The organism is Neorhizobium populisoli (assembly GCF_019430945.1).
GTDB classification, from domain to species: domain Bacteria; phylum Pseudomonadota; class Alphaproteobacteria; order Rhizobiales; family Rhizobiaceae; genus Neorhizobium; species Neorhizobium populisoli.
Map to the genome: position 1 here is coordinate 1 of NZ_JAHYCB010000023.1, position 12,431 is coordinate 12,431.

Below are 12,431 nucleotides of genomic sequence, written 5' to 3' on the forward strand. Positions count from 1 at the left end.
TGGCTCCGTCGAAGTCCGACCGTAATGAAAGCGCTGAACCCATCGCAAACCTCCTGTTTGCGCCATCGATTCAGATTCGTCCGGCTTTGGGAACCCCAAGAGTCAGCATCAGTGACAACTGGTATTAGCGTACGATTTCGAATTGCTCTTGTCTGGCCCCACACTGGCGCCCGGCGGGAGAATTTTGTTCGATGTTTAGACACGCCGCGAAGTTCTTTCCGTCCGCAACAGCTCGCTGTTACGTTCTCCGATATCGCGACAAAAAGTGACAAAAAGCTCAGGCAGGGCGAGCCACTACATTGTATATCCATATTTGTGATATAGATCATAATTTGTGTTGACTTAGACGTTCTTATCCTTCACCATTGACTTCGTTCGGACAGCCGATGAGCACGCTGGGATTTGGGAGGAAAACGGCATGCTTTCGAGAAGGACATTTATGTGGCTTGCGGGTACTTTTCTCGCGACCAGGCCTGCGCTTGCGCAGGTGCCGGGCAATGATTTGCCCCGAGATCAGTTGCTCATTCTGGAAAATCCGGAAGGCACGATCAAGAATGCCGGATGGTTCAATATATGGGCCATTAACGCCGGTGGTCAAACCACCGGCCTTCACCAGAACGTCATGGACACCTTCTGGTATATTGATCCCGACCATGGGATCAATGGCGTTTGGGATAATTCCCTTGCGACGGAAAAGCCGATCTATAACAAAACCTTCACGGAAATGACCGTGAAGCTGCGTTCCGGTATTTTCTGGAGCGACGGGGTCGAATTCACAGCCGACGACGTGATGTTCACGATCGAGACGCACATGAAGACCAGCGGCCTACGCTGGAGCGCTCCGGTCCAGGTCAATGTGGCGGCGATTGAGAAGAAGAGCCCGACCGAGGTTCTCTTCAAGCTCAAGAAGCCGAACTCACGCTTCCACGCGCTATTCACGGTTCGCTGGAACGCTATGTGGATGATGCCGAAGCACGTCTTCGAAAAAGTAACTGACGTATTGAAATTCGACTTCAATCCGCCGGTCTCGCTGGGTGCCTATACGCTCCACAATTTTGACCGGGGCGGCAAATGGTTCATCTGGAAGAAGCGTGAAGACTGGCAGCGGACCACAGTCGCGCGCTATGGCGAACCTGGCCCAGGCTATCTCGCCTATATCGATCCGGGTCCGCCTGAGAAGCGAGTCATCGAGCAGCTCAACCACCGGCTTGACGTCATCCACGATCTTTCGCCTGAAGGCATGTTTGCGCTTGCGAAGGATTCGCCGTCTTCGGTCAGTTGGTTCAAGGGTTTCCCTTACGCTCATCCGGATCCAACGCTTCCTTCGGTCATCTTCAACCATCGGCTGGAGAAGTTCCAAAACAAGGATATCCGTTGGGCACTCGCGTTGCTGATCGATATCAAAGCCGTCAGCATGGCGTCCTATCGAGGTGCTGCGACGATCTCGGCCATCGGGGTGCCGCCTACAGGGCTCTATCCGAAATATTATTTCGAACCGATGGAGCAATGGCTGACGGGCTTCGAGCTCGATACCGGCAAGCGGAAGATCAAGCCCTACGATCCGACCATGGGCAAACAGATCGCCGACATGCTCCGGCCGTCGCTCAAGGAGCAGATACCGTCGGATCCTGCGGACATCGCAACTGCCTTCGGCAGAGGCTGGTGGAAACCCGATCCCGAAGCTGCAGCCGAGCTTCTCCAAAGGGCTGGCTTCACCAAACAAGGCGACCGCTGGTTCCAGCCAAACGGCCAGCCGTTTACGGTAAAGGTCATGGTCGAAGGAGATCTGCGGCCGGTCATGACGCGGGCGGGGTCGATCATTGCGCAGCAATGGCGACGCTTCGGCATCGATGCCAATATCGACGTTGCTCAGGGAACGATGCTCGACCGCCGAGGTGTCGGCGACTTCGATACGTTCATCGGCTGGAGCGTCGAAACCTGGGGCGGGCATCCGGACTTGTCCTTCTTCCTCGACAGCTGGCATTCGCAGTTCGTCGTCGATGTCGGCAAGGTGCAGCCGCCACGAAACTGGCAGCGCTGGGCTGAACCGCGGCTGGACAAGATCATCGAAGAGATCCGCACGATCGATTTCGACGATCCCCGTGGCGTGGAACTCGGCCTCGAATATCTGAAGCTGGCGGCGACCGAGATGCCGATCATTCCACTGATGGCCTATAACGTGTTCGCGACCATGGACACGACGTATTGGACCGGGTTCCCGAGCCTCGCCAGCAAGCCCTATACCAATCCGGTCTCCAACTGGGGCAACACGAAATACATGATGGTCAACCTGAAACCGACGAAGCCGGCGAAGTGACCAGCGCCCGCCCGTCGTCCCAGCGCCGGGCGGACCCTCTTTCCAGGACATGAGGCCTCAATGCGATCCTACGTCATCTACGTGGGCAAACGCGTCTTGCAGTTCGCGCTTGTCGTATTCGTTGGTATCAGCATCACGTTTCTGATCACCCATCTGACGCCGATCGATCCGGTCGAGCATTCCGTTGCGCAAGTCAGCGCATTCGGCTTTTCCAGCCCGGAATCGATTGAGCTCCTGCGGCAATCTTTGCGCGAGCTATACGGCGTCGGCGATAATTTATGGGAAGAATATCTGATCTTCTGGCAACGGCTTGCCGTGCTCGATTTTGGCCCGTCCCTGTCGGCTTTCCCGACACCCGTGAGCGAACTGATTGGAAGAGCTATCCCCTGGACGATCGGGTTGCTGACCGTCTCCACGATCTTGAGCTGGTTCATCGGCAATGTCATCGGCGGCTTGGCCGGTTATTACAATCGCAACCGGATTTTGCGGATCATCGGCATGATCATGATGGGGCTTCATCCTGTCCCCTATTATATTATTGCCTTCGTCCTGTTGATCGTCTTCACGTTCATGCTGCCCATCCTGCCGAGCAGCGGTGGCTATGAGATGAACATGAACCCCGGATGGACGCTTCGGTTCTTCGGCAGTGTTCTGCTCCACTCCATCCTCCCCGCGTTTTCGCTGATCCTTGTCGGTGTCGGAAGCTGGTTTATGGGCATGCGGGCTCTGGTCTCCAATATCGTCACCGACGATTACGTCACCTACGCGTCGCTTGCCGGCGTGCCGGAAAGGCGGCTGGTGACGTCCTATGTGATGCGCAACGCCTTCCTGCCGCAGATTACCGGACTTGCGATGTCGATCGGTGCGATCTTCAACGGAGCGGTGATCACCGAGCAGGTTTTCGGCTATCCGGGCATAGGCCGCCTTCTGGTCGAGGCTGTTCACGCAGCCGACTACTCGCTCGTTCTCGGAATCACCTCGATCGCCATCATCGCCGTGTCGGCCGCCGTCTTCATCATCGACATCATCTACCCGTTGATCGATCCTCGCGTGCAGGTGAGCCAATGATCGCCGTATTCAGAGACCTCTTCCGTTACAACGGCGAGTTTGCCATCGGTTTCATGATCATGGTGATCATCCTCGGCATCGCCGTCGCGTCGTTCTTTTCGCCCTACGAGCCGATCGATTCCTATCTGGTCGCATTAGATGCACCGCCCTCGACAGAATATGTGTTCGGTACGAATTCGCGCGGCCAGGACATCTTTTGGCAACTGACTTTCGCGATTCGCAACACGCTTGCCTTCGGCTTCATCGTCGCGCTGATCAGCCGTATTCTCTCTTTGGCGATCGGGCTGGTATCGGGCTATGTCGGAGGCGCTGTCGATCGTATTCTGATGTCGATCAACGACACGTTCATCGTCATTCCGCTGTTTCCGCTTCTGGTGCTCCTTTACTTCGTCCTGCGGGACGACATGACCTGGTTCGTGCTTGCTCTTGTCATGGCGGGACTTGGTTGGGCGTATGATGCACGACTGATCCGGTCCGTGATGATCAGCCTGAGAACGCGGGAATTCACCAACACCAGCGTCTTTTCAGGCATGTCCATGCCGAGGATCGTGACCCAGGAGCACCTGCCTTATGTGCTGCCGATCGTCTTTTCTACTTTCATGAACAACATGAACTGGTCGATCGGGCTGGAAGTCACGCTTGCGGTCCTGGGCTTCACGGATGTCGATACGCCGACCATCGGTGGCATGATCTTCTGGGCCAACCAGCATAGCGCAATGGTGTCGGGAATCTGGTGGTGGTATTTCTTCCCTACCCTGTTCGTGACGCTGACGTTTATCGGGCTCTTCCTGCTCTCCATTTCCATGAATGAGTACATCGATCCGCGAAGCCGGCTCGATCGGATGGGGAATTCGTGATGGCCCAGATCCCCGCCTCATCCGTCCAGAATAATTCGCACGTGTTGGAAACGCATGATCTGCGTGCCTACTATCGCATGAGATATTTCGGCATAGATCGCGAAGTGCGTGCGGTCGATGGGGTCTCGATGCACGTTCGCAAAAATGAGGTCTACGGCGTTGCCGGCGAATCCAGTTGCGGCAAGACCACGTTCATCAAGGCAATCGCCGCGGCGATCAGGCCGCCCCTTGAAATCGTCGCCGGGCATGTGAACTACAGCTTCATCAAGGGTGATCTGTATGCGATGCCCGCTGCGGAACGATCCGCCATTCGCTGGCGGCATCTGTCCTACATTCTCCAGGGCTCGATGAACGTTCTCAATCCCGTGCGAAGAATCCACAAGACGTTCGAAGATTTTGCATTCCGGCATATGAATCTGGGACGCGCTGAGTTTGATCAGGCGGTGAAACACCATCTGGAACGATTGCGCCTGCCCGCTGAAATCCTTCGTGCCTACCCGCACGAATTGTCGGGCGGCATGCGGCAGCGTGTCTGCATAGCGCTCGCCACCCTCTGCAAGCCGGAATTCATCATCGCTGACGAGCCCACGACCGCACTCGACGTCGTCGTCCAGAAGGATGTGCTTGCGATGATCCGCGAGACTCAAAGCGAATTCGGATCGTCGATGATTTTCGTGACCCACGACCTGACGGTGCATGCCAATGTCACCGACAGGCTGGGCATCATGTACGCCGGGAGGCTCGTCGAGGAAGGGCGAACGGCGGATGTGTTCGCCAATCCGATGCATCCCTATACCGCTCATCTGATCGCGAGCCTGCCGAAAATCGGCGACACGCAGTCGCGGAATGCATTGAGTGGGTCGCCGCCGAACCTTGCCGATGCGCCTAAGGGATGTCGCTTCCATCCCCGCTGTCCTCTGGCCATGGAGATCTGCCGCCACGAAAATCCGGCGCTGACGACGCTTGCCGAAGATCACCGGGTGGCATGCTTTGCTGCGAGCACAAAAGTGCAGCCGGCTAACGATGAGGGATCGGGCGAGGCGAAAACGTTGGAGATGGCGAGATGACCGCGCCTCTCCTGCACCTCGACAGCCTGACGAAACTCTATAAACGCGGCGGTCTTTTTGGTCGCGAAGAATTTCGGGCCGTGGATAATGTCTCTTTCCATATCCACGACAAGGAGCCGCAGGTTTTTACGATCATCGGCGAATCCGGAAGCGGCAAAACCACGCTGGCCAGAATGGTCCTCAACATGATCCGGCCCACAACAGGGACGATCTTCTTCAAAGGGCAGGATCTTGCGTCGATCCGTAGTGGAGGTGCGCGACGAAGATTCATGAAGGAAGTCCAGCCGATCTTCCAAAACCCTTTCGAGGCATTCAATCCGCTGAAACGGGTCGATCGCTATCTTTACATGACGGCGAAAAATTTCACCGATGCCCACTCACCGGCACAGCTCGATGCGGCGGCCGATGCGGCTTTGAACAAGGTGGGCCTCTCGATCGGCGAGGTCCGCGGGCGCTTTCCGCATGAATTGTCCGGGGGACAGTTGCAGCGTGTCGCGATTGCCCGCGCCCTGATCCCGGGTCCTTCGATGATCGTCGCCGACGAACCGGTCTCGATGGTCGACGCCTCATTGCGAATGTCGATCGTCAATCTTTTCCGCACGCTTCGCGACGACCTGAAAGTCTCGATCATCTATATCACGCATGACCTTGCGACGGCCTATTACGTCAGCGACAGGATCATCATCATGCGAAAGGGCGAGGTTGTCGAAAGCGGCTTGGCGCGTGTCGTTCTGGAAAATCCGCAGCACGAGTATTCAAGGCTTCTGAAATCCGCCGTCCTGTCTCCAGATCCGCGCGGCCAAGGCGTGCTGATTGGCGATAGCGCCGCATCCCAGCAGGCGCGAGCATCACCACACCGACAAACCATCAATTCGCAATCCTGACCGCTTGAGCGGTGACACCCATTACATGTGACTGAGAGGGATTTAAGATGATTGAGGCTCAAGTCCGGTTCGACCGGGACTTCATTATAGGTGAAACCGACAAGCGACTCTTCGGGGCGTTCATCGAGCACCTTGGGCGCTGCGTTTATGGCGGGATATTTGAGCCTGGCCATCCGACGGCTGACGAGAAGGGTTTCCGAAAAGACGTTCTGGATCTCGTCCGGGAACTCAATCCAACCATCATGCGCTATCCCGGCGGCAACTTCGTCTCCGGCTACAATTGGGAAGATGGTGTCGGGCCGGTAGAACAGCGCCCTCGCCGGCTCGATCTTGCGTGGAAGTCGGTCGATACGAACCATTTCGGAACCAACGAGTTCATGGACTGGTGCCGCGCGGCGGACATCGAACCGATGCTGGCCGTCAATCTTGGTACGCGCGGGCCTGACGAGGCGCGTCACTTGCTTGAATACTGCAACCACCCTTCCGGCACTCATCTTTCCGACCTTCGCCGGCAACACGGCTGGGAGACGCCGCACGACATCAAGTTCTGGTGCCTGGGCAATGAAATGGATGGTGGCTGGCAGATGGGCGCAAAAACGGCAGAAGAATACGGCCGCATCGCAACCGAGACCGCCAAGATGATGCGGATGACGGACCCGACGATCGAGCTTGCCGCGTGCGGCTCTTCGGGCCGTAAGATGGCGACCTATGGCGACTGGGAAAGGATCGTGCTCGAGCACACGTTCGACCATGTCGAATTCATATCCCTTCACACCTATCTCAACAATTATGCCGACGATACGCCTTCCTTCCTCGCCAGTCCCGACCTGATGGACAGCTTCATCGAGGAAGTGGTGGCAATCGCCGATGCTGTGGCCGCACGGCGGCGCTCTCGCAAGCGCATCATGCTGAGTTTCGACGAATGGAATGTCTGGTATCGCACACGGCGTGGCGAGCATAATCGCGTCAAGGAAGGTTGGCCGGTCGCTCCGCCGATCCTGGAGGAAGAATACAATATGCAGGATGCGCTCGCATTCGGCGGCGCCTGCATTTCGCTCCTCAATCACGCCGACCGCGTCAAGGCCGGTTGCCTCGCCCAACTCGTCAACGCGATCGCTCCGATCATGACGGAGACCGGAGGACCGGCGTGGCGCCAGACGATCTTCTTCCCCTTCGCGGATTTCAGCAACCTCGGCAGAGGAAACGTGCTGAGAGCGAAGGTCGATACCCCGACCTATTCGACCCAGTATTATGATCCCACCCACACAGAAGATCTCTACGACAAGATTGACCCTGTTCCTTATCTGAAGTTCTCGGCGGTGCATTCCGAGACGGACAAGACCGTCACGATGTTTATGTTGAACCGGCATCTTTCGGAAGAAATGCAAATCGACGTGGCCGCGACCGGTTTTGGCTCTTTGGGGCTGCAGCGCGCCCATACGCTTCATCATGAAGAGCTTAAAGCGAGCAACACGAAGAACGATCCGGACAAGATCGTCCCGCACAAGCTGCAAAGCGTTGAGACACGGAACGGTCGGACAACCGTGACGGTTCCGCCGGCGTCATGGAGTGTAGTTCGCTTTAATGCTGCCGCATGACTGCGCCGTGATGACGTCGATTAGGCAAGATAAAGACGCATGACGATGTCCTGGTCGTAATTGCCGAAACCTCGTCCGAAAATGTTGATGCCCCCCGGATGGGGGGCATTTTCTTCGATCCCAATTTTCATCCGGATGGAATGATGATCGGCCAGACCCACATCGTCGATGGTGACGCTGGAAATCGAGACACCGTCGATGAACGAGCCCTGTTTGGTAACACGGAAGGTCTTTAGCTTGCCGTATTGTGAACCTTCGAGCTTCCACCACTTCGGGGTATAGACCCCGCGCTTGTCGCCGTAATCGCCGGGAGACGTCCACGTTCCGATCTTGCGATCATTGACCCACAAGGTGATATCGGACGGCCAGTTGACATTCGTGCCGGGAACTTCGGACGATAGCTCCATTGAAAACTCCACCGCCTCAATTGGGGAGTTCAAAAGCCTGGCGTTGTTGGGAAATTTGTATTCGACATTGCCGCGCCCGAACCAGATGAGTGCGGCTTGAACTCGGCCGGGGTCCAGAAAAAAGTCCGGAACATCGAGCAGACCGATAACACCCTCGGGCGAGCAAAGGCCACATGGCGCCGACACTTCACAACTCGTGAAGAGGCCTAATGGCATTGCCACTTCGATCTGGTTGCTGTTCGGCTTCTTATCAGGGGTGTCGAAACGCACGATGATTTCATCATACTTGGCGCTGCAGACTTTCTGATTGCCCTTGGTCGCCTTAACCGAGTGCGTGTCGATCAGTCCGGCTTCTTCCAACGTCAATATATTCACGGCAACGGTCGATTGCGGCAGCGACAATGCGGCGCTGATCTCATTGACGTTCATTTTGCCGCGGTCATGGAGAAGCTGCAGGATGTTGATGCGAATGGGCGACGCAAGCCCTTTTAGTACCAGGCTGCTCGTATTTGCGGATATGGTGAGAAAGTTGGGCTTCATGCTCGAAACTGCTGTTGCCCATCCTCTGTATCAGCATTTTTGATTTGGTAAGAGCAAAATCTGAACGCGCGCCATGACATCAGCCGCCTTGTTCTATTCAAACAAGGCGGCACCAGTCATCTCAACACAGAGGTATCCAGGTCAGGGGGCTTCGAGAGCGAAGGCGTCCTGGATCTGCTGGGCTGCGTCGGCCGGGCTTATTGCCCCCGAGACAATCTCCACGGACATGTCATTGACCACCGCACCTACGCTTGGTCCAAGATCCTGGTCCAGGAAGTTCTGGTGCCACGTCTCTGCCGCGACGGCATTCGCAGCCTCTTTCACCGTCGGTTCATCAATCACATCGGCCGCGCCCTTTGCGGACGGCAGGATCCGGGTTTCCTTGGCAAGAATACGCTGGGGACCTATAGAGCTCAGGTATTGCAGGAATTGTTCCGTCTCCGGAGGAGCGTTCTTAGTGATCGCCCATCCGTTGATGCCACCGATATTGTCGGTTGCGAGACCCGGCGCACCATCAACGACGGGAAACGCAAAGCGCCCGATATTGGACGTCGGCTGGCCCTTTCCGTCGGTGGCGTTGACCGCCTGCGTGCCGGGTGTATTTTCAAAGCCCAGGATGATTGCTGCCTTACCATTACCAAAGGCTGCCAGAGCATCATTCCATGTTGCACCGAGATATCCGGCCTGGAAGGGCTCTATCTTTCCCAATTCCGCCAGATGCTCGCCCGCCTTCACGAATGGCGCCGAAGAGAAGCCGTCGCCTTTGCCGGACTTCGCCTGATTGAAGCCTTCTTTGCCGGCCTCCCGAATAGCGAGGTAACCCCAATAGAAGTGCACAGGCCATTTGTCGCCGCCGCCGCCGGCGATCGGCGTGACGCCCGCACCCTTCAGCGCCTTCACAGCACTCAAGAAATCATTCCAGGTCTTGATCTTGGAAGCGTCGACACCCGCTTTGGCAAAGAGATCTTTGTTGTAATAGAAAGAGACCAAGCTCACCTTGAAGGGAGCTGCCCAGACCTTGTTGTTGCTGGAAAGGCCGTCGATTGCAGCTGCGTTCAAGGAGGCTTTCCATGCGCCGTTGGACGCTTCGAGTGCCGACGTCGTATCCCTCAACATCCCGGTCTGCGCCTGTGCTCTCAACACGCCACCACCCCAGCTGTAGAACATGCTGGGAGCATCGGAAGATTGTAGAAGGGTGGGCAGTTTCGCCTTGAAAGCCTGGTTTTCCAAGAACTGCATCTGGATCTTGATGCCCGGGTGCTCTTTCTCGAAAGCGTCTGCAATTCCCCGCCAGACGGCAACGACCTTCGGCTGAGCTTCCGGGTGGAGCCATTTTACAACCGTTTCGGCCATCACGGCCTGCGGAATGAATGAAGCCAAGGCGCCGGAAAGCAGCGTCGCTTTCAGAAATTTCGTGGAAATTCTCAAGCTCATAATTCGTTTCCTCCCGATTGTACGCCTAATGATCTCGTTGCCTGGCACCTCGGCTTGCCGACAGCTTCTCTCAGTTCTGCAACTGAGCCAGATCGGGCTGCCTCGATACCTTGACTGAGTCATAGATGGGACCTAAAGCTTTTGCAATAAGGAGATCAGGATGCTTCCCAAAGGCGTTATTGCGGATACGGTCGAAAGTTTCGGCAGATCGATCGTCGAGGGCGAATGGGCGCCAGGCGCGCAGCTTCCTCAGGAAGCAGACCTTGCTGCGCATTTCGGCGTAGGGCGAAATGCCCTTCGAGAAGCCGTCAAGGTTCTCGCAGGCAAGGGCCTCGTTCGAACCGCCAGGCGCTACGGATCCCATGTCGCCGCCGCCGAAGATTGGAACGGACTGGATGCCGACATCATCCGCTGGAGACTCAAGGATCGCAATTCGCATGCGGTTTTCCGCCGGGAAGTCGCTCAGTTACGCGAGCTGATCGAGCCCGGAGCGGCATCCATGGCTGCCCGGAACGCAACGATCGAGGAGCGTGAGAACATCCTTTTGATGGCCAGGACTATGGAAAATGCCCCCTCGATCGCCGCAATCGAGCAGGATATCGCCTTTCATCTGGCCGTTTTGCGCGCGAGCCACAACAGTCTGCTCCAAGGCCTTGGGCGTTCACTGGAAGTCATGCTGCGAACCCTCTTCAACGCAGACCTTGCTCTCGCAGAGCGTGATCTGGTCTACGACCCCAACCCCACCATTCACCTTGCGCTCGCCAATGCCATCTTCGGGGGCTTTGCGGACGAGGCCCGTTATATCGCAATGGCCATGATCGCTCGCGGTTCCGAGGGGGCTGACCGCTTGGAGGCTGCGGCAAACTCCGGCAAGACGCCATCCCGAAGGAATAATTAGGTCATCATGAAGATCACGCATATCGAATGCTTCACGCCCCGAGTTGGACACCGAAACCAGCTCCTCGTCAAGGTAACGACTTCAGATGGGATTTATGGCTGGGGTGAAGCAGGGTTGACCGGCCGCGAAAAGGCGGTGGTCAGGGCAATCGAACATTTTGCCGAATTTCTATACGGGCAAGACCCTCGCCGGATCGGCGCCTTGTGGCAGGAGATGTACCGAAGCCAGTATTTCGAAGGCGGCCGCGTATTGACCGCTGCGATCGGCGCTCTGGATATCGCATTCCACGACATATTGGGCAAATCACTCGGGGTGCCCGTCTACCAACTCCTGGGCGGCAAACACCGAGAGCGTGTACCGGCTTTCGCAACCGCGCCTGCCGACCCTGGCCCTGAGATGATCGAGCAGGCCCAAATCCTGGTCTCGAAAGGATGGAACTGCATTCGGTTCGTCCCGGCCGGACAACACAGCACCGATATTTTCGAGCCACGGGAATCTGTTGCGAAAACCGCACGGTGGATAGTGAAGGCCCGTGAAGAACTTGGGGACGAAGTCGTTCTTGGGATCGACTATCATCACCGGTTAAGCGTAGCGGAGGCCGCATCGTTCTGCCAGAAGATGCCTGCCGGAACACTCGATTTCCTTGAGGAACCCATCCGCGACGAGACCCCGGATGCCTATCGCGCGTTGCGGCGGCTGACAACGATCCCCTTTGCCATCGGTGAGGAGTTTTCATCCAAATGGCAGTTCCTGCCGTATATCGAGGGCGATCTGCACCAGTTCAACCGCATCGATATCTGCAATGTCGGCGGATTGACGGAAGCCAAGAAGGTCGCCGGCTGGAGCGAAGCCCATTATGTAGACCTGATGCCGCACAATCCGCTTGGTCCTGTCTGCACCGCCGCCACAATCCATCTGGCGGCTGCCGTGCCGAATTTCGCCTGGCTGGAATGCCGCGCATCGCCTGTCGAGCGACTGGGCTTCGATGATCGCGAACTGTTTCCGAAGCAACCCGACCTGCAGGGGGCGTTTTACAATGTCCCGAATGATCCGGGACTTGGCGTCGAAGTCAATGAAGACGCGCTTCGGAAGCTTCCGTTCCAGTTCTTCGAACCACCGCATCTGCGCCGCTTGGATGGAAGCTTTACGAACTGGTAGCCGCGTGACGCAACAGTTGCCTGATCGGCCATCGGTATGACTCGGTTCAAATGAGCCGCTTACCAGTCGCGGGTATTGACGAGGCCGCATGGCACCTAAAGTGCCATGCGTTTACAAGCTGAGTTTGGCATCATTTGAATTCTCAAATGGCGCTCCATCTTCCATTTAAATCAACAAAAATAACTTCTACGCATGGTTTTCGA

10 protein-coding genes are annotated in these 12,431 nt (G+C 56.6%); 8 read left to right on the forward strand and 2 right to left on the reverse strand.

All coding sequences use genetic code 11. The features are described 5' to 3' along the window. The first annotated feature begins 418 nt into the window (after positions 1 to 418). From KX729_RS31640 to arfA, 6 genes are read left to right on the forward strand one after another with little or no spacing between them, the layout of a single operon-like run. Positions 419 to 2,317, forward strand: coding sequence for an ABC transporter substrate-binding protein (locus KX729_RS31640; protein ID WP_219746430.1), 1,899 nt, complete (start codon positions 419 to 421; stop codon positions 2,315 to 2,317). A gap of 60 nt (positions 2,318 to 2,377) precedes the next feature. After that, positions 2,378 to 3,385, forward strand: a complete 1,008-nt coding sequence (locus KX729_RS31645) for an ABC transporter permease (RefSeq protein ID WP_219746431.1) — start codon at positions 2,378 to 2,380, stop codon at positions 3,383 to 3,385. Next, positions 3,382 to 4,242 carry an ABC transporter permease gene (locus tag KX729_RS31650; RefSeq protein WP_219746432.1) on the forward strand — a complete coding sequence of 287 codons (861 nt, stop codon included), beginning with the start codon at positions 3,382 to 3,384 and terminating at the stop codon, positions 4,240 to 4,242. Before KX729_RS31645 ends, KX729_RS31650 begins: the two co-directional genes overlap by 4 nt. Further along, positions 4,242 to 5,309 (forward strand): ABC transporter ATP-binding protein, encoded by a 1,068-nt coding sequence (locus KX729_RS31655; RefSeq protein ID WP_219746433.1) that lies wholly within the window; start codon positions 4,242 to 4,244, stop codon positions 5,307 to 5,309. Before KX729_RS31650 ends, KX729_RS31655 begins: the two co-directional genes overlap by 1 nt. Next, on the forward strand, positions 5,306 to 6,193 hold the full coding sequence (locus KX729_RS31660) for an ABC transporter ATP-binding protein (RefSeq protein ID WP_219746434.1): 888 nt from the start codon (positions 5,306 to 5,308) through the stop codon (positions 6,191 to 6,193). The genes KX729_RS31655 and KX729_RS31660 overlap by 4 nt, the downstream gene beginning before the upstream one ends. Before the next feature lie 50 nt (positions 6,194 to 6,243). Further along, positions 6,244 to 7,791, forward strand: a complete 1,548-nt coding sequence (arfA, locus tag KX729_RS31665; RefSeq protein WP_376776114.1) for an arabinosylfuranosidase ArfA — start codon at positions 6,244 to 6,246, stop codon at positions 7,789 to 7,791. A 20-nt stretch (positions 7,792 to 7,811) separates the two neighbouring features. On the opposite strand, the gene KX729_RS31670 is transcribed toward arfA, so the two are convergent. Both KX729_RS31670 and KX729_RS31675 read right to left on the reverse strand, forming a co-directional pair. Further along, on the reverse strand, positions 7,812 to 8,738 hold the full coding sequence (locus KX729_RS31670) for an ArsR/SmtB family transcription factor (RefSeq protein ID WP_219746436.1): 927 nt from the start codon (positions 8,736 to 8,738) through the stop codon (positions 7,812 to 7,814). Between the two features lie 141 nt (positions 8,739 to 8,879). Beyond that, positions 8,880 to 10,172, reverse strand: a complete 1,293-nt coding sequence (locus KX729_RS31675; protein ID WP_219746437.1) for an extracellular solute-binding protein — start codon at positions 10,170 to 10,172, stop codon at positions 8,880 to 8,882. 160 nt (positions 10,173 to 10,332) lie between these two features. On the opposite strand from KX729_RS31675, the gene KX729_RS31680 reads away from it, so the two are divergent. After that, positions 10,333 to 11,070 carry a FadR/GntR family transcriptional regulator gene (locus KX729_RS31680; RefSeq protein WP_219746438.1) on the forward strand — a complete coding sequence of 246 codons (738 nt, stop codon included), beginning with the start codon at positions 10,333 to 10,335 and terminating at the stop codon, positions 11,068 to 11,070. Between the two features lie 6 nt (positions 11,071 to 11,076). After that, positions 11,077 to 12,228, forward strand: a complete 1,152-nt coding sequence (locus tag KX729_RS31685) for a mandelate racemase/muconate lactonizing enzyme family protein (protein WP_219746439.1) — start codon at positions 11,077 to 11,079, stop codon at positions 12,226 to 12,228. Positions 12,229 to 12,431 lie beyond the last annotated feature (203 nt).